The 22,961-nt window shown below is 73.2% G+C and carries 17 protein-coding genes and 1 pseudogene; 7 read left to right on the top strand and 11 right to left on the bottom strand.

Features of this window, described 5'->3' with window-relative positions; translation table 11 throughout:
• Positions 1–151: 151 nt before the first annotated feature.
• Entirely contained in the window at positions 152–1,333 is a 1,182-nt protein-coding gene (locus tag ACIQ7D_RS35700; RefSeq protein WP_403945114.1) for an ROK family transcriptional regulator, read from the bottom strand.
• Between the two features lie 193 nt (positions 1,334–1,526).
• On the opposite strand from ACIQ7D_RS35700, the gene ACIQ7D_RS35695 reads away from it, so the two are divergent.
• Together ACIQ7D_RS35695 and ACIQ7D_RS35690 are read left to right on the top strand one after the other, a co-directional pair.
• On the top strand, positions 1,527–2,771 hold the full coding sequence (locus tag ACIQ7D_RS35695; RefSeq protein ID WP_403945112.1) for an MFS transporter: 1,245 nt from the start codon (positions 1,527–1,529) through the stop codon (positions 2,769–2,771).
• A gap of 255 nt (positions 2,772–3,026) precedes the next feature.
• A complete protein-coding gene (locus ACIQ7D_RS35690; protein WP_403945110.1) occupies positions 3,027–4,451 on the top strand; it encodes a solute carrier family 23 protein in 1,425 nt (474 codons plus the stop codon).
• Here the strand turns inward: ACIQ7D_RS35690 and ACIQ7D_RS35685 are convergent.
• The 9 genes and pseudogenes from ACIQ7D_RS35685 to fmt form a co-directional block, all read right to left on the bottom strand.
• Positions 4,409–4,577: pseudogene (locus tag ACIQ7D_RS35685) on the bottom strand (glycoside hydrolase family 6 protein); the annotation flags it as partial. The gene ACIQ7D_RS35690 and the pseudogene ACIQ7D_RS35685 sit on opposite strands and share 43 nt — an antisense overlap.
• A gap of 224 nt (positions 4,578–4,801) precedes the next feature.
• Entirely contained in the window at positions 4,802–6,508 is a 1,707-nt protein-coding gene (locus ACIQ7D_RS35680; protein ID WP_403945107.1) for a flavin monoamine oxidase family protein, read from the bottom strand.
• A 111-nt stretch (positions 6,509–6,619) separates the two neighbouring features.
• Positions 6,620–7,447: a carbon-nitrogen hydrolase family protein gene (locus tag ACIQ7D_RS35675; RefSeq protein WP_403945105.1), complete on the bottom strand. Its 828-nt coding sequence runs from the start codon at positions 7,445–7,447 to the stop codon at positions 6,620–6,622.
• 186 nt (positions 7,448–7,633) lie between these two features.
• The gene (locus ACIQ7D_RS35670; RefSeq protein ID WP_403945103.1) at positions 7,634–8,071 is read right to left on the bottom strand and encodes an Lrp/AsnC family transcriptional regulator; all 438 of its coding nucleotides are present in this window, start codon (positions 8,069–8,071) and stop codon (positions 7,634–7,636) included.
• A gap of 109 nt (positions 8,072–8,180) precedes the next feature.
• Complete coding sequence (locus tag ACIQ7D_RS35665; protein ID WP_403945101.1) at positions 8,181–9,623, bottom strand: GuaB1 family IMP dehydrogenase-related protein; 1,443 nt, start codon at positions 9,621–9,623, stop codon at positions 8,181–8,183.
• 213 nt (positions 9,624–9,836) lie between these two features.
• Complete coding sequence (locus tag ACIQ7D_RS35660; RefSeq protein WP_365815796.1) at positions 9,837–10,886, bottom strand: sugar-binding domain-containing protein; 1,050 nt, start codon at positions 10,884–10,886, stop codon at positions 9,837–9,839.
• Between the two features lie 79 nt (positions 10,887–10,965).
• On the bottom strand, positions 10,966–11,649 hold the full coding sequence (gene rpe, locus ACIQ7D_RS35655; protein WP_403945097.1) for a ribulose-phosphate 3-epimerase: 684 nt from the start codon (positions 11,647–11,649) through the stop codon (positions 10,966–10,968).
• 147 nt (positions 11,650–11,796) lie between these two features.
• Positions 11,797–13,230, bottom strand: a complete 1,434-nt coding sequence (locus ACIQ7D_RS35650; protein ID WP_403945095.1) for an RsmB/NOP family class I SAM-dependent RNA methyltransferase — start codon at positions 13,228–13,230, stop codon at positions 11,797–11,799.
• Positions 13,231–13,262: 32 nt separating this feature from the next.
• Positions 13,263–14,207 carry a methionyl-tRNA formyltransferase gene (fmt, locus tag ACIQ7D_RS35645; protein ID WP_403945092.1) on the bottom strand — a complete coding sequence of 315 codons (945 nt, stop codon included), beginning with the start codon at positions 14,205–14,207 and terminating at the stop codon, positions 13,263–13,265.
• A gap of 299 nt (positions 14,208–14,506) precedes the next feature.
• Between fmt and ACIQ7D_RS35640 the strand changes: the two genes are divergently transcribed.
• Positions 14,507–15,049, top strand: coding sequence for a hypothetical protein (locus ACIQ7D_RS35640; RefSeq protein ID WP_403945090.1), 543 nt, complete (start codon positions 14,507–14,509; stop codon positions 15,047–15,049).
• A gap of 187 nt (positions 15,050–15,236) precedes the next feature.
• On the opposite strand, the gene ACIQ7D_RS35635 is transcribed toward ACIQ7D_RS35640, so the two are convergent.
• On the bottom strand, positions 15,237–17,381 hold the full coding sequence (locus ACIQ7D_RS35635) for a primosomal protein N' (RefSeq protein ID WP_403945088.1): 2,145 nt from the start codon (positions 17,379–17,381) through the stop codon (positions 15,237–15,239).
• A 175-nt stretch (positions 17,382–17,556) separates the two neighbouring features.
• Between ACIQ7D_RS35635 and ACIQ7D_RS35630 the strand changes: the two genes are divergently transcribed.
• From ACIQ7D_RS35630 to ACIQ7D_RS35615, 4 genes are read left to right on the top strand one after another with little or no spacing between them, the layout of a single operon-like run.
• Entirely contained in the window at positions 17,557–18,825 is a 1,269-nt protein-coding gene (locus ACIQ7D_RS35630) for a helix-turn-helix domain-containing protein (RefSeq protein WP_403945087.1), read from the top strand.
• Between the two features lie 48 nt (positions 18,826–18,873).
• Positions 18,874–19,632, top strand: a complete 759-nt coding sequence (locus ACIQ7D_RS35625; RefSeq protein ID WP_403945085.1) for a toll/interleukin-1 receptor domain-containing protein — start codon at positions 18,874–18,876, stop codon at positions 19,630–19,632.
• Positions 19,629–21,635 (top strand): hypothetical protein, encoded by a 2,007-nt coding sequence (locus ACIQ7D_RS35620; RefSeq protein ID WP_403945083.1) that lies wholly within the window; start codon positions 19,629–19,631, stop codon positions 21,633–21,635. The genes ACIQ7D_RS35625 and ACIQ7D_RS35620 overlap by 4 nt, the downstream gene beginning before the upstream one ends.
• Positions 21,632–22,783, top strand: coding sequence for a hypothetical protein (locus ACIQ7D_RS35615; RefSeq protein WP_403945081.1), 1,152 nt, complete (start codon positions 21,632–21,634; stop codon positions 22,781–22,783). Before ACIQ7D_RS35620 ends, ACIQ7D_RS35615 begins: the two co-directional genes overlap by 4 nt.
• Positions 22,784–22,961 lie beyond the last annotated feature (178 nt).

Genomic DNA, 22,961 nt, shown 5'->3' with positions numbered 1-22,961 from the left:
CATCGGCGGGCGGGGCGCCCGGGTCCGGGGTGTCGGCGGTGTCCCGGGCCCGGACCGCGGTCCGGTGTCTCATATGCCGGGCGGGAACCGGGGGTTGGGCCTCCCGGGCTCAGCCTTCCGGACTCAGCCTCCCGGGCTCAGCCTCCCGGGCTCAGCCTCCCGGCGCGAACAGCGCGTCCTGCGCCGCGTCGCGCGCCGTGAGCAGCGCGCCCCGGAGCACGGCGGCGCCGCCGAGCGCCCCGGCTCTGACCTCCGTACGGAGCGGGGACAGCGCGGCGAGCCGGTCCTCGACGCGGATGGCCAGCGTCTCGCCGCCCGCGTGGCCGACCTCGCCCGCGAGCACGATCCAGCCGGGGTCGAGGACCGCGCTGACCGCCGCGGCACCGATGGCCAGCCGGTCCGCGAGGGCGTCGAGGAACGCCGCGGCGCCGGGCCGCCCGTCCCCGGTGGCGGCGCGCACCAGCGCGGCGGACGGCGGCTCCTGGGGCGCGCCCGGGGCGGGCACCAGCCCGTACCCCTCGGCGAGCGCGCAGACGGCGGCCGACCCCGCCAGACTGTGGAAGCCACCGTCGCAGGCCGTCGCCGAGGGCAGCCCGGCGGTGCCCGGCACGGGCAGGAAGCCGATCTCGCCCGCGCCGCCCGACGCGCCCCTGCGCAGCCGTCCGTCGAGCACGACGGCCGCGCCGATGCCGTGGCCGATCCAGAGCAGTACGAAGGTGTCCTGGCCGCGGGCGGCGCCCAGGCGCTGTTCGGCGAGGGCGGCGAGGTTGGTCTCGTTCTCGACCAGGACGGTGGCGGGCAGCCGCTCCTGGAGTACGGCGACGAGCCGCCGGTGCCACTCCGGCAGCCCGGTGCTGTCGCGGAGTTCGCCGGTGACGTCGACCAGCCCGGGGGCGCCGACGCCGACGCTGTGCAGCGGGACGGCGCCGGCCTGCCGGGCGGTGCGCTCCAGCAGCGCCGCGGCCTGTTCGACGGCGGATTCCGTGGCGGTGTCGCTGCCGATGGGCAGGACGGCCTCGGCGAGGGTGACGCCGAGCAGATCGGCGACGACGACGGCGACGCTGTCGGTCCGTACGTCCAGTGCGGCGAGATGGGCGCGGTCCGCGACGATTCCGTACAGCCGGGCGTTGGGCCCCCGGCGCCGGTCGCCGGTCTCCCCGACGACCGTGACCAGGCCCGATTCCTGGAGCCGGTCCACGAGGTCGGCCACGGTGGGGCGGGAGAGCCCGGTCATCGTCTTGAGCTGCCCCGCCGTCAACGGGCCTTTCTGCTGGAGGAGTCGCAGGGCCAGCCGGTCGTTGATGGCCCGGGCGGTGCTCGGGGATGCGGCCATGGCGGGATCCTTCCAGATCACTGCCGGAACACGGAGGTCCCTGGGCGTCTCTGTCATCTGTCCCCGCCGGTCTCTATTTATCAGGCAGGGTTCCTGATAATTTACTCCCGCACCGGAGGAGGTGTGTCAGCGGGTGGCCCGGCGAACGGGACGCCCTCGAAGGGGGACCCCCTCGGGAGGAGGCCGGAACGGCATGCGGGCAGATGCGGTCCACGACAAACAGGGGGTGCGGCGGGCCCGGATCGCCATCGCCGTCGTCTTCTGTGTGCACGGCGCGGTCACCGGCAGCTTCGCCACCCGGGTCCCCTGGATCCAGGAGCACACCGGCCTCAGCGCGGGGCAGCTCGGTCTCGCGCTCGCCTTTCCCGCGATCGGCTCCGTGACCGCGATGCCGGTCGCCGGGGCGATCAGTCACCGCTTCGGCGCGCGCAACGCGCTCCGGGCGCTGCTCGCCCTGTGGACGCTGGCGCTGATCCTGCCGTCCCTCGCGCCGGACCTCGTCACGCTGTGCGCGGCGCTGTTCGTCTACGGCGCCGCGTCGGGCATGTCGGACGTGGTGATGAACGCCGTCGGCCTGGAGACCGAGGCCCGGCTCGACCGCTCCATCATCTCCAGCCTGCACGGCATGTGGAGCGCGGGCGCCCTGACCGGGTCGGCGGCCGGCGCTCTCGCGGCCCATCTCGGCGCAGACGCGCGGCTGCACCATCTCCTGGCCGCCCTGGTGCTCACGGCGCTGGGCCTGATCGCCTGTCAGCGCGTGCTGGACGTACGGAGCGCGCCCGAGGCCGAGCCGCCGCCGAGGTTCGCGCTGCCGCCCCGGTCCGCGCTGCTCATCGGGGTCGTCGGGTTCTGCGCGGTCTTCGCGGAGGGCGCGAGCCTGGACTGGTCGGCGGTCTATCTGCGGGACGTGCTGGACACCTCGCCCGGGGTGGCGGCCGCCTCCACGACGGCCTTCGCGCTCACCATGGCGCTCACCCGGCTGTGCGGGGACCGGGTGGTCGACCGGTTCGGCGCGGTACGGACCGTGCGCGCCGGCGGGGTGCTGGCCGCGGCGGGCGGTCTGCTGGTGGTGGTCGCCCCGGATCCGCTGGTCGCCATGGCCGGTTTCGGGCTGCTGGGGCTCGGGGTCGCGGTCGTCGTGCCGCTGGCCTTCGCGGCGGCCGGGCGCTCGGGACCGAATCCGAGCCAGGCCATCGCGGGGGTGGCCACGATCACATACACCTCGGGGCTGATCGCGCCCTCGGCGATCGGCGCGGTCGCCGACGCGACCTCGCTGGTGGCCTCGTTCGGGCTGGTCACAGCGCTCGCCTGCGGCCTGATCGTCGGCGCGGGGGTGCTCCGTACGGGGGACAGGCGGGCCGCGTCGGGCGGGGGCGACGGGTCGCCGGCCGCCGAACCGGCCGGCGACCGGGCCGGGTCGCCCGACCCGTCGGCCTGAGCACGGCCCGCCGTCCGGAGCGGGGCCCTCCTGCCGGAGCCCGGCCCTCCGGCCTGAGCACGGCCGGGCGGCCCGAGCTCGGCCCCGCGGCCGGTGGGCGGGACGCCCACGGCGGAGGTCGCGCGGTCGCGGCACTACGATGGGCGCTGATCTTTTTCGGCCACGCGGCCGTCCGGTCGAGGCCGCCCGGACCGGAGCAGGACGTGGCGGCGCCGGTCACCGCACCGGACGCGACCCAGAAGTGGAGCCCCACCCATGAAGCTCGGCGTGCGCTGGACCCTGCATGGAGACGGGCGCACGCCCGCACCGGGCGCCGTCGTCCGCCCCGACGAGCGGCTGTCGTGGCCCCGTACGGCCGGACTCGGCGCCCAGCACGTGGTGGCGATGTTCGGCGCGTCGTTCGTCGCCCCGGTGCTGATGGGGCTGGACCCCAACCTCGCGATCATGATGTCCGGCATCGCGACGGTGATCTTCCTGCTGGCGACGCGCGGCCGGGTGCCGAGCTATCTGGGGTGCTCGCTCTCGTTCGTCGGTGTGGCCGCCGCCATCCGGGCCTCGGGCGGCGACAGCTCCACCGTGACCGGCGCGATCCTGGTCGTGGGCGCGGTGCTCCTGCTGGCCGGGCTCGCGGTACGGCGCTTCGGTGCCCGGATCATCCACACGGCGATGCCGCCCGTGGTGACGGGCGCGGTCGTGATGCTGATCGGTTTCAACCTGGCGCCGGTGACGGCCGCCACGTACTGGCCGCAGGACCAGTGGACCGCGCTGCTGGTCATGTTGTTCACCGGGCTCGCGGTGGTCTGTCTGCGCGGCTTCTGGTCCCGGATCGCGATCTTCCTCGGACTGGTCTTCGGATACGGGATCTCCTGGGTCTTCGACCAGGTCTTCGGCCGGATCCACTCCCCGGCGGGCGGCGCCGCGGCCGTCGACCACTGGCGGCTGGATCTGTCGGGTGTCGGCAAGGCCCCCTGGGTCGGGCTGCCGGACTTCCACGGGCCGAGCTTCGAGTGGTCGGCGATCCTGCTCGCGCTGCCGGTGGTGATCGCGCTGATCGCGGAGAACGCGGGCCATGTGAAGGCCGTCGGCGAAATGACCGGGGATCCGCTCGACGACGAGCTCGGCACGGCGATCGCGGCGGACGGCGCCGCCTCCATGCTCTCCACCGCCGTCGGCGGCCCGCCCAACACCACGTACTCCGAGAACATCGGCGTCATGGCCGCCACCCGGGTCTACTCCACCGCCGCGTACTGGGCCGCCGCCGGCTTCGCCCTGCTCTTCGGGCTCTGCCCCAAGTTCGGCGCGGTGGTGGCCGCGATCCCGGGCGGGGTGCTCGGCGGGATCACCGTCATCCTGTACGGCATGATCGGCCTGCTCGGCGCGCAGATCTGGACCAACGCCGGGGTGGATCTGCGCAATCCGCTCAACCTGGTGCCGACGGCGGCGGGCATCATCATCGGGGTCGGCGGGGTGAGCCTGAAGTTCTCCGACTCCTTCGAGATCGGCGGGATCGCGCTCGGCACGATCGTCGTGATCACCGGCTACCACGCGCTGCGCGCCTTCGCCCCGGCGCACCTCAAGGGGCCCGAGGGCTCCGAGGGACCTCAGGGGCCCAAGGCGCCTCAGGGGCCCAAGGGTCCTCAAGGGCCCGACGAGCCCGCTCGGCCCGTCGCCGGCTCGTAGGCGCCCTCGGGGCTGAACGAGCCGGCCGCCCCCGTGCAGCCGTCCGGCTCCCCCCGGCAGCTTCACCCAGAGATACGCGTCGATCCGCGCCTCGCCCGTGTCGGTCGTCGGCGCCCGGCCCAGCGCGGGCGTTCCGGCCCGGATCGGCGGGGTTCACGGCCCCGGCCAGCGGGCGCCGTACCGATGTACGCCCGCTTCGGTCGCCCGGGTCCTGCCGCGCTCGGCCCCGTTGCGCAGCGGGGCCGGCGCCCCGGCGCCGGCCGCCGGTGGACACCTGTCGTACGCCGGTGACCGGCCGGCCGTGCGGCTCCCTGCCCCCTCTCCGGCCTCTCCCGGTCCTCCGGGAGTTCTCAGTCCTCGGGGAGTTCCACGGGCGCGAGTTCGTCGAACAGGTCGCCGGGGCCGGGGTTCGTCGGGTCCGTGGCGCCGCCGAAGTGGCGCATCACGCCCCATACCGCGTTGAGCGCGGTCTGCACGGCGCCCTCCGCCCACCCCGCCGTCCACGAGATGTCGTCCCCGGCCAGGAAGAGGCCCCGCCGGTCCACGGGCAGCCGGTCCTGCATGAAATGGGTGAACAGGCGCCGCTGGTAGCGGTAGTGGCCGGGCAGGTTGGCCTTGAAGGCACCCATGAACCAGGGCTCGTTCTCCCAGGAGACGGTCACCGGGCCGCCGATGAGGTGTCCCCGGATGTCGACCTTCGGATAGATCTCGCCGAGCGAGGTCAGCATGACCTCCATCCGCTCCTCCGGTGACAGCGGCAGCCACTTGAGGCTGTCGTCGCACCAGGTGTACGAGAGACAGATGACGGCCGGCCGGTCGGGCCCGTCGTCCAGCAGATAGGTGCCCCGGGTCATCCGGTCGGTGAGCGTCATCGACATCGTGTCCCGCCCGGTCGGCTCGCCCCGGTCGTCCACGGCCTCGTCCAGCCAGAACGGCCGGTCGACCGGGACGAACAGCTTGGACGACTCCATGTAGTGCGTGCGCTCGATCGCCGTCCAGTGGTCGATCGGGAAGAGCGATTCGTCGCAGGCGATCTTGGAGAGCAGCAGCCAGGACTGGGCGGTGAAGACCGCGGCGCGGTAGGTCCGGATCCGGCCCGAGGCGTCCGTCACCGTGATCCGGTTGCCCGCCGTACGGTGCAGCCGGGTCACCGCGGGGCGGGGCGCGCCGTCGTGCAGCGAGGCGAGCGAGGTACCGGCCGGCCAGTGGGTGAGCTTGCCGGGGGCGCGCTCCCAGAGCCGCAGCGGAAGCTGCCGGCTGCCGCCGACGATGGAGCGGTGGTGGTCGTCGGCCTCGGTGAAGACGACGCGCAGGATCTCCAGGATGGAGTGGGCGAAGTCGGTGTCCCAGCCGCCGGTGCCGAAGCCGACCTGGCCGAAGATCTCCCGGTGCCGGAAGGACGCGAAGGCCGGGGAGTCGCAGAGGAAGCCGTAGAAGGTCTGGTTGTCGAGCCTCTCGACGAGCTTCGCCCAGATCTCCCGGATCCGGGGGATGTCGCGCTCGCGCAGCGCGCGGTTCATGGCGGAGAAGTCGGCGCCCTTCTCCAGTGCGGTGTTCCAGGCGTCCATCACCTCGTGGAAGACGGGCGGCAGTTCGTCGGCGGTCCGCGCGTAGTGGGTGGTGCCCTTGAGGTCGATCACGGTGGAGGGGGTGCCGGGGGCCAGCGGGTTGGGGAAGGGCCGGGTCTCCAGGTCCACCAGGTCGATGTAGTGGCGCAGCGCGGTGGAGGACGGCGGGAAGCGCATCGCGCCCATCTCCGCGGTCAGCCCGGGGTCGCAGCCGTCGAAGCCGACCGTGCGCAGCCGCCCGCCGATCCGGTCGGCCTCGTACACGACGGGCTTGAGCCCCATCTTCATCAGCTCGTACGCGGTGACGATGCCGGAGAGCCCGCCGCCGATGACGGCTACCTCCGCGCCGTGCTCTGCCGCGGGGATCTGGCCGAGCCCGGCGGGGTGGGCGAGGAAGTCGTCGTAGGCGTAGGGGAAGTCGGGACCGGCCATGGTGATCGGCGGCTGCGCGTCGGTGTGCTGGACGGCGGTGGGCACCGTGGACGTCATGGGGTACGGACTCCTCGCGGGCATAAGGGACGGGACATACGGAGCGGGGCACACAGAACGGTGCCTGCGGGACAGGCGGCGGCGAAACGATTCTTCGGATACGGGAGGAGATCAGCCCAGCGCCGTGTAGAGACCGGGGCGGCGGTCGGCCAGATACGGGTTGGCCGCGCGGGAGGCGGCCAGGAGGGCGCCGTCGACCTCCCCGAGGAGCAGTTCCTCGCCGCGCCCGGCGCGGGCCCGGACGGCTCCGTCGGGGCCGGCGAGGCAGCTCAGCCCGACGAACTCGAAGACGTCCCCCTCCTCGGGCGCGCCTTCCCGGCCGGTCCGGTTCACGTACGCCACGTACATCTGGTTCTCGAAGGCCCGGACCGGCACCATCGATTCGGCGACGAACTCGAACGGGTGCATCTGGGCCGTGGGCACCAGCAGCAGATCGGTACCGGCGAGGGCGTGGGCCCGGACGTTCTCGGGGAACTCCACGTCGTAACAGATCATGATCCCGAGCCGCAGCCCGGCCAGTTCGGCCTGGACGACGGGGTGCTCCCCCGGGGTGAACCAGGCGCGCTCGTAGCCGCCGAAGAGATGTGTCTTGCGGTAGTTGGCGAGGCGGCCGCCGTCGGGGCCGATCAACTGCGCGGAGTTGTAGAGCGCGCCGCTCGCCGGGTCGGGGTCCCGCTCGGGGTAGCCGTAGAGCACGGCGAGTCCGTGGCGTACGGCGATCTCCGCGACCGCCGCGCTGCCGGGGCCGTCCGCGGTCTCGGCGAGCCGGGGCACGGCGTCGCCGATCGCGTAGCCGGTCAGGAACATCTCGGGGCAGACGAGCAGCCCGGCCCCGGCCGCCGCGGCCCGGCCCGCGGCCTCGTCGAGCACGCGCAGACCGCCGTCGACGGAGCCGGGCCGTCCCGGGCTCTGGAGCAGGGCGGTACGGAGCGGGGGCATGGCTGACCTCGGGCGGGGTGCGAAGGGGGTCCGGCGGGAGTCCGCCGGGTCAGCTCGACGGTACGGTCCGGCCGAGGCGCGGGACAAGACACGTCCGTTGCGCGCGAACCATCGATCCGTTGCGTGATCGGCCGCCCTGCCGGCGATTCGTTGTCCGCGCGGTGGGAGGGGCCGGTTCCCCGCGGCTCAGTGTCGGCGCAGCAGCGGGGAGAGGACGAGCACCGACTTCGTGCGCTCCACGTACGGCTCACCCGCGATCCGCTCCAGGACCTGCTCGAAGTGGCGCATGTCGGCGGCGAAGACCTGCACGACGGCGTCCGCCTCGCCGGTCACGGTGGAGGCCGCCACGACTTCGGGGAGCCGTTCCAGGCCGCGTCGGATGGCGTCGGGCGAGGTGTTGCGGCGGCAGTAGATCTCGATGAACCCCTCGGTCTCCCAGCCGAGCGCGGCGGGGTCGACCCGTACGGTGAAGCCGGTGATCGCGCCGGTGGCGCGCAGCCGGTCGACGCGCCGCTTCACGGCGGGTGCGGAGAGCCCGACGAGGGCGCCGATGTCGGCGTAGGAGCGGCGGGCGTCGTCGGCGAGGGCGTGGACGATGCGTTCGTCGAGTTCGTTCAGTCGCACTGCTGGTGGTTCATTTCTCCGTGCGCCGGGTGCGCTTTGTGCGCTCTGCGCGGGGGCTCCGTGCTCTCCCGTACCCGAACGGTACGGGAGAGCCGTCCCGCCGGTCCGGTCAGTTCCAACTGTGGTGCAGCGGCTTGCCCTCGGCGTATCCGGCGGCGCTCTGGACACCGACGATCGCCTTCTCCGCGAACTCCGCCAGGGAGTTCGCGCCCGCGTAGGTGCACGCCGAGCGGACGCCCGCGATGATCGAGTCGATCAGGTCCTCGACGCCGGGGCGCTGCGGGTCCAGGAACATCCGCGAGGTGGAGATGCCCTCCTCGAAGAGCGCCTTGCGCGCCCGGTCGTACGCCGACTCCTCGCTCGTACGGTTGCGTACGGCGCGGGCGGAGGCCATGCCGAAGGACTCCTTGTAGAACCGTCCGTCGGGGGACTGCTGGAGGTCGCCGGGCGACTCGTACGTACCGGCGAACCAGGAGCCGATCATGACGTTCGACGCGCCCGCGGCCAGCGCCATGGCGACATCGCGCGGGTGCCGGACGCCGCCGTCGGCCCAGACGTGCTTGCCGGCCTTGCGCGCCTCGGCGGCGCACTCCAGCACGGCCGAGAACTGGGGCCGTCCCACGCCGGTCATCATCCGGGTCGTGCACATGGCGCCGGGGCCGACCCCGACCTTGACGATGTCCGCGCCGGCCTCGATCAGATCCCGTACGCCCTGCGCGGCGACCACGTTGCCCGCGACGACCGGGACCTTCGGGTCGAGCGCGCGGACCGCCTTGACGGCGCCGATCATCGACTCCTGGTGGCCGTGGGCGGTGTCGACGACCAGAGTGTCGACGCCCGCGTCGAGAAGCTGCGCCGCCTTGCCCGCGACATCGCCGTTGACGCCGACGGCGGCGGCGATCCGCAACCGGCCCGCGGCGTCGGTGGCGGGCGTGTAGAGGGTGGCGCGCAGTGCGCCCTTGCGGGTGAGGACCCCGGCGAGCCGGCCCTCGGCGTCGACGGCGGGGGCGAGCTTGCGATTGGCGTTGTCCAGGGTGTCGAACGCCTCGCCCGGGTCGAGGTCGGCGGAGATCAGCACCAGGTCCTTCGACATGACCTCGGAGAGCTGGGTGAAGCGGTCGACGCCGGAAAGGTCGTGGTCGGTGACGATGCCGACGGGCCTGCCGTCGCCGTCGACGACGACGCCCGCGCCGTGGGCCCGCTTGGGCAGCAGGGAGAGCGCGTCGCCGACCGTCTGGAACGGGGTGAGCACGATCGGGGTGTCGAGCACGAGATGGCGCGTCTTGACCCAGGAGATGACGTCGGTGACGACCTCGATCGGGATGTCCTGCGGGATCACGACGAGTCCGCCGCGCCGGGCCACCGTCTCGGCCATCCGGCGGCCCGCGATCGCCGTCATGTTCGCGACGACGAGCGGGACCGTGGTGCCCGTACCGTCCGGCGACGCGAGGCCCACGGCCTGGCGGGAGCCGACGGCGGAGCGGCTCGGCACCATGAAGACATCGTCGTACGTCAGGTCGTACGGGGGCGTGACGTCGTTGAGGAAACGCATACTGACTCTCTCACCTGCTGTTTCGCTTGAGGGGCGGGTGGGGAGTCAGCGACGGCGCCCGGTCGGCCCCGGCTGCGGCTCCTACGCCATCATCACCGATACGCCGGCGGAATGGCGAACCCGGCGAGGGGCTCTGTACGTTCCGCCAGGGGGCCGGTGGTGATCTTCGAAGGATCCTCCGAGCCCCTCGGTCGGAGGTCACCCGCCAGGCTCTCAGTCGTCGTCGGGGTCCGCGCGCTCCAGCGCGGGGTGCGGCGCGGGCGTGAACTCCGTCAGCAGGAAGTCCGCCGCGGCGGTGTCGGTGACGAGGCTGGTGACCAGCCCCGAGCGGAGTACGGCGCCGATCGCCTCGGCCTTGCGCAGTCCGCCCGCGATCGCCACGACCTCGGGGATCCGGCGCAGCCGGTCCGCCTCGACGGTGATGCACCGTTCGCCCAGGTCACGGCCGACTCTGCGGCCCTCCGCGTCGAAGAGGTGCGCGGACATCTCGGCGGCGACGCCGAGCGAGGCGTAGTGGGTGCGCTCCTCCTCGGTGATCATGTCGTGGACCGTGGAGATGCCGGGCTCCCACGAGCCGATGGAGACGGCCGCGACGGTGACCTTGTCGAAGTACTCGAAGGCGCGCGCGATACCGGTCTGGCTGCGCAGCGCGGCGGCGGTCGCCGGGTCGGGCAGCAGCATCGGGGCGTAGATGGGGTGCGCCTCGCCGCCGGAGACCTGGGCGGCGCGCCGTACGGCCTCGACGGAGCCGCGCTCGGCGGTGCCCGCGTCGTACACGCCGGTGAGCTGGACGACCGTACAGGGCGGCAGCCGGTCGAGCGCGGCGGCCATGTGGATGGTGGAGCGGCCCCAGGCGAGCCCCAGGACATCGCCCTCGACCACCAGTTCGCCGAGCAGATCGGCGGCGACCTCACCGAGGTTCTCCGGGTCGGGGGACTCGTCCTCGCCCTCCGCGGGGGACTCGACGACGACCGCGTGGCGCAGACCGTAGCGGGCGCGCAGCGCGTCGGAGCGCTCGGCGTCGAGTTCGGCGGGGACGCGGATCTCGATCCGTACGAGGTCGCGCTCCAGCGCGGTCTCCAGGACCCGGGCCACCTTGAAGCGGCTGACGCCGAACTCCTCGGCGATCTGGATCTTGGACTTGCCCTCCAGGTAGAAGCGGCGGGCCATGGCCGCCGCCTGCACCAGTTCCGCGGGTCCCATCCGCAGGGCTGGCCGACCCGCCGACATACCAGACACCGCGATCTCCTCACCTTTGTTCACACTCTGGACTCGCTGTTCATCCTGTCAGATCCAGCGGTCCTTGATCGGCCTCGTAAGGCCCCGTTCACGTACCTGTGGCTCAGTGGCCGCAGGCCCAGGAGGCCGCTGCGGTCGCCTCGGTCGCCTGGTTGCGCAGCATCCGTACCGCCGCCGCCGGATCGTCCGTGCCGTACACGGCGGATCCGGCGACGAAGACATCGGCACCGGCCTCGGCGCAGCGCTCGATGGTGGTCGCGGAGACCCCGCCGTCGACCTGGAGCCACAGTTCGAGTCCGTGCCGGGAGATCAGCTCCCGGGTGCGGCGGATCTTCGGCAGCATGATGTCCAGGAACGCCTGGCCGCCGAAGCCCGGCTCCACCGTCATGATCAGCAGCATGTCGAGCTCGGGGAGCAGGTCCTCGTACGGCTCGATCGGCGTCGCGGGCTTCAGCGCCATCGACGCCTTGGCCCCCTTGGCCCTGATCTCCCGCGCCAGCCGTACGGGGGCCGCAGCGGCCTCCGCGTGGAAGGTCACGGAACCGGCGCCGGCCTCGACGTACTGCGGGGCCCAGCGGTCGGGCTCCTCGATCATGAGATGGCAGTCCAGCGGCGTGTCCGTGGCCCGCGCGAGCGCCTCGACCACGGGCACGCCCAGGGTCAGATTGGGCACGAAGTGGTTGTCCATGACATCGACATGGAGCCAGTCGGCTCCGTCGACCGCCTTCGCCTCCTCGGCGAGGCGTGCGAAGTCCGCGGACAGGATGCTGGGGTTGATCTGGGCCATGTGCCAAGCCTGCCATGCTCCGGGACACTTCCTGACCGCCCGGTGAACCCGGGTACGGACCAATCCCGTACGGGAATGGGCACAGTCCGCGCAATCCTCGCGTTTCCGTGGACAGATCCGGGTGTACGGAAAGATCGGCTTGACGGATCAGGCGGTCCGGCGCAGCAGGGCCAGATACATGGCGTCCGTGCCGTGCAGATGCGGCCAGAGCTGGACGTCGGGTCCGTCGCCCAGCGCGGGGACGCCGGGCATCAGGGGTCTGGCGTCGACCCACTCGGCCTCGACCGGCGCGCCGCCGCGGCCCCTCAGGACGTCCTCGACGACGACGCGGGTCTCGGCGAGATGCGGGGAGCAGGTCGCGTAGCCGACGATGCCGCCGACCCGTACGGCCTGGAACGCCTCGCGCAGCAGCCCGCGCTGGAGCGGCGCGAAGCCGTCCAGGTCGGCGGGGCGGCGCCGCCAGCGCGCCTCGGGCCGGCGGCGCAGCGCGCCCAGGCCCGAGCAGGGGACATCGACCAGGACGCGGTCGAAGGAGCCGGGACGCCAGGGCGGGCGGGTGCCGTCGGCGGCGATGACCTGGTAGGGGCCCGGGTTCCCGGCGAGGGCGCGTTCGACGAGCCGGGCGCGGTGCGGCTGCTTCTCGGCGGCGAGCAGGAAGGCGCCGCGCCCGGCGGCGAGCGCGGCCATCAGCGCGGCCTTGCCGCCGGGGCCCGCGCAGCCGTCGAGCCAGCGGGTGTCGGCCCCCTCCAGCGGGGCGTTGGCCACGGCGAGGGCGACAAGCTGGCTGCCCTCGTCCTGGACCCCGGCGCTGCCGTCCCTCACGGCCTCGACGGCGCCCGGTTCGCCGCCCTCGGCGAGCCGTACGGCGTACGGGGACCAGCGTCCCGGCAGTACGGTGTCCGCGCCGAGCAGGTCGGTCAGTCCGGCGGTGGTGGAGCGTCCCGGCCGGGCGACCAGGGTCACCTCGGGCCGTTCGTTGTCGGCTTCGAGCAGGTCCTCGATCCCGGCGCGCCCGCCGCCGAGCGCGTCCCAGAGCGCCGAGACGATCCAGCGTGGGTGGGAGTGGACGACGGCGAGATGGTCCTCGGCGTCCTCGTCGTAGGGCGGGGCGACCCGTTCCAGCCAGGCGTCCAGGTCGTCCTTGGAGATCTTGCGCAGCACGGCGTTGACGAACTTGGCGCGCCCGTCGCCGAGCACCACCCGGGCCAGGTCCACGCTGGCGGAGACGGCGGCGTGGGTGGGGATCCGGGTGCCGAGGAGCTGGTGGGCGCCGAGCGCGAGCACGTCGAGCACCGGCGGGTCGACCTCCCGCAGCGGCCGGTCGACGCAGGCCGAGATGATCGCGTCGTACGTGCCCTGGCGGCGCAGCGTCCCGTACACCAGCTCGGTGGCGAGCGCCGCGTCCCGCGCCTCGAAGTCGCTGTTCTCGCGGGCCTTCTTGAGCAGCGGCGGCAGCACGAGGTTGGCGTAGGCGTCCCGCTCGTCGACGGCCCGGAGCACCTCGAAGGCGAGCAGCCGTACGGGGTCCTTCTTCGGGCGTCGGTACGGCTTGGAGGGGCGACGGGTGGCCTGCTCGTTCAAAGGTGCTCCGCGGTGAGAAGAGTCGATCCCTCTCAGCCTACGTCGGCGGTTCCCAGACGCTCGCCCGGGGCGATCCGGACCCCGCGCGCCCAGTCGGCGCCCCGCATCGGCTTCTTGCCCTGCGGCTGGACCCAGAGCAGTTCGACGGCGTGCGAGCCGGTGCCGACGTGCACGGTGTTCTTGCCGACGGCCAGTTCGCCGGGGGCCAGCGCGGTGACCTCGGGCACCGGTGCGGCCTGGACCAGCTTGAGCCGTTCGCCGCGGAAGAGGGTCCAGGCACCGGGCGCGGGGGTGCAGGCGCGTACCACCCGGTCGACGCGGAGCGCCGGGGCCGCCCACTCCACCTGCGCGTCCTCGACGGTGATCTTGGGGGCGAGCGAGATGCCGTCGGCGGGCTGCGGTACGGGGACCAGGGAGCCGTCCTCGATGCCGTCCATGGTCGCGGAGAGCAGCCCGGCGCCGGCGAACGCCAGCCGGGTCAGCAGGTCGCCGCTGGTGTCGGTGGGCCGGACATGTTCGGTGATCACGCCGTACACGGGCCCGGAGTCCAGCCCCTCCTCGATCTGGAAGGTGGCCGCGCCGGTCATCTCGTCGCCCGCCAGGACGGAGTGCTGCACGGGCGCGGCGCCACGCCAGGCGGGCAGCAGCGAGAAGTGCAGGTTCACCCAGCCGTGGACGGGCACACCGAGGGCGCTCTTCGGCAGGAGGGCTCCGTACGCGACGACCGGGCAGCAGTCCGGGCCGATCTCGCGCAGCCGGGCGAGGAAGTCCTCGTCGCGCGGCCTCGCGGGCTTGAGGACCTCGATGCCCGCTTCCTCCGCGCGCTGGGCGACGGGGCTGGCGACCAGCCGGCGGCCGCGCCCGGCGGGTGCGTCGGGCCTGGTCACGACGGCGACGACGGTGTGCCGCTCCGAGGCGATGAGTGCGTCCAGGGCGGGTACGGCGACCTCGGGGGTGCCGGCGAAGACGAGCTTCATCGGTGGCTGACTACCTCTCGGAACTGATGATCGAACGGCGGGGCGGACCCGGTCCGGATCCTCGCGGGCCCATGAGCGGTTACGTGAGCGGTTACGTGAGCGGTTACGTGAGCGGCGCACCAGTCTAGAGGGGTGCGCCACAGGGGGCGTACGACGGCCTGCGCGCCCCGCGCATATGCGTATACGCCTCCGTAGCGTGACCAGATCGGCCGGTGAAGCGTTGTCAAGAGAGATTGACCCACGCGGGCCGCACCGGTGCGGCCCGGATCCTTTTCCACGCCGGTTCGAGAGGCTTGTTCATGGCCGACCACGCAACCCACGACGCACAAGCCCGGGCAAGTCTGCACCTGTTGGTGCGGGACATCGAACGGGTCAGGCGGCAGGTGGACGCGCTGCGCACGCTCACCGCCCAGTTGGGCAACGTCTACCGCCCACGGCGCTCGGGACCTTCCACGGGCTTCGTCGTCTACGGCCGGGCGCCCGCCCCGACCGTGCGCCTCGCGCAGGAGCTGAGGGACAGCGTCGAGACGCTGGTGACCGCGGCGGTGGACTTCGACCGCTCGCTCGGGTTCTCGTGGGACGCGGTGGGTTCGGCGCTGGGAGTCACCAAGCAGGCGGTGCACCGGCGTTACGGTGCGCGGCGGACCGCGCAGCAGCCGGGAGGGGCCGAGGTGGACCGCGCGCAGGACGTCGGGGTCGCCAGGTCCCCGCTGCCGGCCGTACCGGGCGCCGTACCCGCGGTGCCGGCGGCCCGCGCGATGCCACCGCAGCCCTCGGCGAGCCTCTCCTCGCTCCGCGAGGAGAGCCTTCCGCGGGCCTTCCCCGGGCCGCGCGGCGGCTGACCCGCATCCACCTCCCCCGCCCCCCTCTCCCCGCCCAGCGCGCCGCGACCGGTCAGCCGGCGAGGGCGCGGCGGGCAGGCCCGTACCGCATCCCCACGCGCCGCCCGGGCGGCGCGGCGGGTACGGGCACCAGAGCGCGGTGCGGCCGGCAGCCGCCCGGCCGCACCGCCGCGCACCCCGCCGCCGCTCAGCCGATGTCGGGCGGGTCGATCCTGATCCGTACCGGATCGCCGCCGCCCCGGGACATCCGCGCCGCCTGCGCGGCCTTCAGCGCCCCGGCCAGCGCGGCGCCGCTGCCCGGCGGCACCCGCAGCAGAGCACGCCCCCACCGCTCCCCCGGCGGCGGATCGCCCGGTCTGCGCGGCCGGCCCGGATCGGTCGGCGGCAGCGGTACGGGCCCCAGCACCTCGGCATCGCCGGGCAGTTCGGCCGAGGCCAGGAACGTTTCCACCGCCTCCGTGGGCCCGGTCACCGCGGCCATCCGTGACACCGGCGGGAACCCCAGCTCGGCCCGCTCCGCCAGCTCGCGCCGCGCGTGCCCCACCGGATCCCAGCGGACCAGCGCCTGCACCGGACGGAGCGTCGGCTCGGCGACCACGACCACCGTGCCGCCCTCGGCCTGCCCCCGGACCAGGGAGGCCGCCTGCGTCCACCTGCGCAGCGCCTCCTCGCCCGCCCGAAGATCGGGGCGGCCGAGCATCGCCCAGCCGTCGAGCAGCAGCGCCGCCGCGTAACCGCCCTCCGCGACCGGCTCGGCCCCCGGCGTGCTGACCACCAGCGCGGGGCGCCCCGGCACGGAGTCGAGCACATGATCGCGTCCCGACGTACGGACCGGGACGGCCGGGAACGCCCGGCCCAGCTCCTCCGCCGTACGCCGCGCCCCCACGATCCGCGCGCGCAGCCGGGGGCTCCCGCAGGCCGCGCAGTGCCAGCCGGTCTCCTCGCGCCCGCACCAGCCGCAGTGCAGCTCCCGCTCGCGAGGGGCCTCCAGCGGCCCCGCGCAGTGCCGGCACCGGGCCGGTGTACGGCACAACTCGCAGGCCAGCCGGGGCACATAGCCCCGCCGGGGCACCTGCACCAGCACCGGGCCGCTCTTCAGTCCGTCCCTGACGGCCTGCCAGGCGAGGCTGGGCAGCCGGGCCGCCCGCGCCGCCTCGTCGCGCGCCAGCTCACCGTCGCCGATCGTGCGCACCAGCGGAGCGGCCGTACGCACCTGCTCCCGTTCGGCCGCCAGCGGCAGCGCCCACCCCGTGGCGACGAGCTGGGCCGCCTCGACCGTGCACGCCGTACCGCCCAGCAGGAAGCCGCACTTGTCGTGCGCGGCGCGCAGCAGCAGCACCTCGCGGGCGTGCGGCTGGGGGGCGTGCGGCTCGCTGTGGCTGGCGTCGCCGTCGTCCCAGAGGACGACCAGTCCCAGGTCACGGACGGGCGCGAACATGGCGGCGCGCGTCCCGACGACCGCGCGCACCGCGCCGCGCCGCACCGCCAGCCACTCCCGGTAACGCTTCTCGGGCCCCGCCTCCGCCGTGAGCAGCGCGTGCCGCCCCTCGCCCAGCAGCGCGGTGAGCGCCGCGTCGACCCGCGCGGCGACCCGCCCGTCCGGTACGACGACGAGCGCGCCCCGCCCGGAGGCGAGCGTCGCGGCGACGGCGCGCGCCAGCTCCTCCGCCCAGAGCGGCCCGGGCAACGCGGTCCACACGGCGCGCGGCGCCCCGCCCCCGGCGAGCGCGCCGAGAAACGCGGGCCCGTTCACATACCGCTCCCAGCTCCCCGGCTCCGGCGCGACGGGCGGCGCCGCCGGGGCGGGCGACGGTTTCGCCTCCGCCCGCGCGTTCCGCGGCGGTACGGCGAGCTGGAGCACATCGGCGAGGCTCCCCGCGTACCGGTCGGCGACGGCCCTGGCCAGTCCCAGCAGCTCGGCGCCGAGCACGGGCTCGGTGGACACCACACCCGCCAGCGCGGCGAGCGGCCCCGCGTAGTCCGACTCAGCGCGCCGCTCGACCACGAACCCGTCGATCAGCCGCCCGCCCTCACGCCGCCCGCCCCGCACCTGATGCGCCCCGGCCCCGAACCGCACCCGCACCCGCACCCCGGGCTGCGCGGCCTCGTCCAGCTCCTCGGGCACGGCGTAGTCGAAGAACTGGTCGAGATGGAGCACCCCCTTGTTCACCACCACCCGAGCCACCGGCAACCCCCCGGCCAGCGCGGCACCCCGCCACGTCCGCGGCTTGGCCCGCGGCACCTTCGCCTTCCGCACACTCTCCCGAATGAGCGCAAGCTGCTCGGGCCCACCACCGGCGGGTTCGTCGGGCCGCTCGTCGTCGCTGCTCACAGCTTCATACCTACCAGACGCCACTGACACCTCCGCACGCGCGGAGATCGGGGCCCGTTTGGAAACGGGAAACTCCACAGGCCGTCTTGCCGCCGTCACCTTGCCGGGATGAGGCTGGCAGGCGACGACGGACGGCCCACCGAGCCGACGGTCAGCACCCGGCAGGGGGAAATGCGTGCTGGAAAAGCCCTCCACATTCGGCAGTCAACTGCGGCAGGCACGATTGGCGGCCGGTATGACTCTGGCCGAACTCGCGGCGTTCGTGCACTTCAGCAAGGGCCAGCTCAGCAAGGTGGAAACAGGACGCAAGCGCCCCGGCTCCGAGCTGGCCCGTCTCTGTGACGCGGCGCTGGACCAGCGGGGCGCACTGATCGCGCTCATACCGGAGAGCCGACGCGGCGGGAAGTCCTCCGATGACGGCCATGCCCCGTCGTCGCCCTGGGCCCCTCCCGGACGACGACAGATGCTGAGCGCGGGCGCCGGCTCCGTGCTCGGCGTGGCCGCCCCGCCCGCCCGGCTTCCCGCCGCGCCCCTGGCCGAAGGCTCACTGCTCGACGTGTCCACCGCACTGTTCGATCAGTTCCGCAGGCTGGGACAGACCGCACCGCCCGGCGCCGTCCTGCCTGCCCTCACAGAACAGACCAGGACGCTCCGTGCGCTCGCCGCCCGCAGTGGGGCCCGTACCGGCCGGGGGCTGCTCACCCTGTGTGCCAGGTACGCCGAGTTCGCCGGGTGGATGGCGCAGGAGGCCGGTGCGGACGGGACCGCTCTGCGCTGGACGGAGCACGCGGTGGAACTCGCGGCGGAGTCCGACGACACGAGTCTGGCCTCGTACGCCTTGGTCCGCAGGGGGCTCGTCGCCTACTACCGGGGCGACGCCGCCGACACGATCGACCTGGCTCGGGGCGCACTGTCGGACCGGCTGCCGTACCGTATCCGCGGCCTCGCCGCCCAGCGCGAAGCCCAGGGGCACGCGCTCGCAGGCGACCGGACGGCGTGCCTGCGCGCCCTGGACCACGCTCGCGGACTGCTCGCCAAGGCCGAGACGGAACAGGACACCACGGCGCCTGTCATCGGTACGACCCATCTCAGCGACCCGGTGGCGATGATCACCGGCTGGTGCCTGCTCGACCTGGGCCACCCACGCCACGCGGCACAGGTCCTGGACGAGGAGATCCAGCGGATTCCCGCCAAGGCGATGCGAACGCGGGCGCGTTACGGCGCGCGGCGGGCGCTCGCGCACGCGCTGGCCGGAGAGGTCGACCACGCCTGCGCGATCTCTCATGAGCTGCTGAGCACGGCCCACACCGTCGCGTCCGCAACCATCGCCCAGGATCTCCGCAGCCTCTCCAGGACGCTGGGCCGCCACCCACGGAACCCGGCCGTACGGGAGCTGGCCCCGCTGCTGGCGTTCGCGCTCTCCCCCACATCACTCGCCCTGTAGCCCCCGGCCTTCTCGCGAAGCCCCACACCGGACGAGAGGACAGCAACCATGGCTGACATTTTCATCAACTACCGTACCCATGACGGGGAAGAGACCGCGGTCGCCCTCGAACAGGCTCTCAACCAGCGCTTCGGCAAGGGGCGTGCCTTCCGCGCGAGCGCCTCCATCAAGCCCGGAGAACTGTACGACGACAAGCTCTTGGCCGGTGTCAGGAGAAGCTCCGTACTCGTCGCGGTGATCGGCAGGCACTGGGCCGAATCGCCCCGGCTGCATGAGCGCGACGACTGGGTACGCAAGGAAATCCTTGAGGCCTTCCGCTGTGCCATTCCCGTGATTCCGGTCCTGGTGGGCCGTGAGACCAAGCGGTTGCAGGCCGTGGCGCTGCCGACCGCCCTTCGCAGACTGGCACGGCTCCAGTCGCTCCGGTACGACACGCAGAACGCGGAGTGCGATATGAGGCGCATCGGGGACGACCTGGCGGAGGAGGTGCCGGCGCTGGCGGAGGCGGAAGCGGCGATGGCCCGGCGGCTGGACAAGCCGGCGCCCGGCTCCGTGAACAATTCCATGGGCACGATCAGCGGCGGCACCAACGTCCAGACGGGGGACATCACCGGGGACATGGGCGGCATCGGTGGCACGGTCATCCGGGAGGCCAACGGCCCCGTCCACACGGGACCCGGCGACCAGCACCATCACGCGCCCCGGCTGACGGGCGATGGCGCCTCCTATGTGGCCGGGGACCAGCACGGCGGCGGAAATCGGCAGACGTTCGGCGTGGATCGCCGGCGCCGGGACGACGATCGATGAGCGAGACGACCACACGGATCGACGAGGCACACGGCCCCACCCACACGGGGCCAGGTACACAGAACAACTACTACGCGGGCAAGCTGTCGGAGGACTCGAAAGGCAGATCGCCACGTGCCATCGCGGAGGCCGAACTGCTCTGGCTGCGCCGGCATTTCGTGGAGCCGGAGGGCTACGCCGAGGCCCTGGAAACGCTGGAGGAGCAGCGTCTGGTCCTGTTGGACGGCGCGGTCGGCAATGGACGGAGCGCGACAGCTCGCGTCCTTCTGCACCGGCTCGCGCCCGGTCGGCGCATGATGCGCGAACTGCTGCTGGAGAAGGACGACGAGGATTCCTCACGCGGCCTCGACCCCGAACTGATCGAGGACGAGGGGCGGCTGCTGCTCGATCTGTCGGCCGCGAACGACCGGAGGTGGGAGACCGTACAGGCCGAACTCTCCGCCTTCCGGGCCGTACTGCCCGATCGCCGGGCCGCTCTGGTCGTGGTGCTTCCCCAAGGGGTGCGGCGCCTCGTCCCCTCGGCGATGACAGAGTTGCACCATGTCATCTCGCGTCCTCCGGGCCAGGAACTCGACATCATCAAGCTCCATTTACGGCGGGCGAAGCTCGACCCGGGGCTCGCGGATTCCGGCTCCCACGCACTGGCGGAGTTTCTGGAGCGCAGACCCCCGCTCGCCGATGTCGCCGGATTCGCCCAGTACCTGTGCCGGGCTGCGGCGGAGGACCCGTCACTCTCCTTCGCCACCTGGTGCGCCCGGGCGCTCAACGCCCTGAGTGGGCAACCCGAGGATGCCCGGAAACGGTTGCGTGACACGCCCAAGGGCGCGTCACGGGCCCTCCTGGTGGCGACGGCGATGCTGCACGAGGCGCGCAGCGACGCCGTACACCGGGCGGCATCGCTCCTGCTCACCACCGTCGACCCGAGCGTACGGGCCCGTCCTGCCCTGCGGCACAGACCGCTCTCCGAACGCCTGGGAAACATCGAGGCCCGCACGCACGCCGACAGCCGAGTCCGGTTCAGCCAATTCGATCTGGACGCCGCGATCCGTACCCAGGTGTGGCACGACTTCCCCGACCTGAGGGATGCCCTGCGCGAGTGGGTCGGCAGGATCCTGGTGCTGCCCGAGCTGGATGCACCGGACCAAGAGGCCCTGGTCTCACGGTTCGCGTCGGAGTGTCTGGCCTGTCGGCGCCCGGACGATCTGCTCACCCTCTCGGAACGGTGGACCCGCACCCCCGACGAGGCGCGGCTGCTCGCCGCCGCCCGCGCCCTCCGGCACGGCCTGCACCACCGCGAGTTCGGCCCCCGGTTCCGTGACCGCATCTATACATGGGCGACGAGCCGGCAGCTCTCCGCCGCACAGCGGCGGGTGCTCGTCGATGTCTGTCAGGCCGACATGGCCGTACGCCACCCGCACGCCGCGCTCGTCCGCCTGCACCATCTCGCGCGCCGGGAGCAGCCCGGCACCCTGGCGCGCGACGCGCTGACGGAACTCATGGCGGACAACCATCGGCTGCGTCGCAGGATGCTGGCCCGGCTGACCAGCGACAACCCGTCCTACCTGGCGGCGGACACCGGCCTCTTCCTCTCCTTCGCCGAGCCGGGACCTCTCAGTGACCCCGGCGTTCGTTCGCGCCCCCTGATCACGGAGTCCGCGGTACGGCGCGATCTCACCACCGGGTGGGCCAGGGTGTTCCGCACCCTCCCCGAGGAACGATGGACCGGCCACGTGCACGCCTGGCTGGACACCGTCTGCGAGCCGTCCCCGGAAGGGGACTTGTTCCTCGACGTCCTGGTCGCGGCGTGCGGCCGGCGCGGTGACCGGCTCGGGCTGCTGTATCGCACCGGACGGCGCTGGGCCGCCGGACAGTCCACGGGGAACGGCCAGGCCACGGCGCTGCCCGGCCGGTTGCTGCAGAAGGTCACCGAAGCCCAACGGGCCCGTAGCACCTCCGCACACCAGGCATCCGCACGGGAGACAACGGAGACGACAACGCCATGACCTCCGGCCACAAGACCGTGACGGTCTTCCTCACCCTCATCTGCGGCTTGGTCCTGACCATCGTCGGCTTCTCGGTGCGCTGGCCGGTCTGGGCGTGGCCGGCCGCCGCCCTCGCACTGATCACGGCCATCGTTGTGGCGGTCAGGATCGCCGCGCGGCGACAGGACCCCTTCCACTCCCAGTATCTCCAGGAGCCGGACCTGCCCCTGCCACCCGTGGAACGCCGTGAGCTGCGTATCAGCGACGTGGCGCTACCCAGCCTGCTTGAGGACTACGACTTTCTGCTGTCCGCGACCGTGCGCTGGTGCCCGGTGTCCGCCCCCGCCGGCTCGCCGCCTGTCAATCAGAGCGGGCTGGCCGTCGAGGCCGTGCTCACCAGGGCGGGCCGTGTCACCGCCGTGCGCCACCCCTCCCGTAGCTCCCTCGTCGAGCACGAGCTCAACGGAGCACTGGCCACCACAGAGGAGGATGCCACCGGCCGGGTGCAGGCGATGGCCCTGGAGGTGACGCTCACTCTCGCGGAGGAGGACGGTGTACGGCTCTCCAAGCTCGCGGCGGTCCGCAAGGACGAGGCGGTCTGGGAGCACGAGCGTAAGTATGAACAGAGCCGCCGGGCCTATCTCGGCGGTGATGTGCTGCGGAGCACCGGTAGTGCGGTCGTGTGGTGGCTGCACCGGAACGAGGACCAGATCGACAAGGCCGTCAAGGATCTCGGCCTGCTCGCGCAGCTCACCTCTGCGGCCAACGACGTGGACGTCTCGGAACGGCTCCGGCATCTCGTGCCGTACCCGCTCCCCCGGCAGGATTCGGGCTGGGGCCCGGCCGAGACCGGGCCCCTGGGGCCGCCGCCAGAGGGGCAGCCTCCGGAGGGGCGGGTCGCGCACGCGCTCGCGGAGCTGCTGCGGGCGGCCGGGCTCTCACCCGATGACGGCACGAGCATCCTGGTCGCCGACCAGGTGGCTGTGGCGTTCGATTATCTGGACGGGGACCAGTCCGAACAGATCCGCCGGCACTTCGGGGAGCCACCGCCTTCTCCGCCGGAGCCGGAAGCCGACACTCCCGGACCGTCCGGCCCGCCCGGTTCCCCACGGATGAACGGTGCGGGACCGGACACTGTGGCCCCGCCCGACTCGACGCTTCCCTTCTGACCGACAGCGAGGCCCCGGACACCACCTCGGTGTCCGGGGCCTCGCTCAGGAATGCGGCCTGCGGCTCAGACGCCCGCGGCCTCGCGCAGGGCGTCCACGCGGTCCGTGCGTTCCCAGGTGAACTCCGGCAGCTCCCGGCCGAAGTGACCGTACGCCGCCGTCAGGGCGTAGACCGGGC

Source organism: Streptomyces sp. NPDC096310 (assembly GCF_044763125.1).
GTDB lineage: Bacteria > Actinomycetota > Actinomycetes > Streptomycetales > Streptomycetaceae > Streptomyces.
This window is presented reverse-complemented; position numbering and strand designations above follow the sequence as displayed.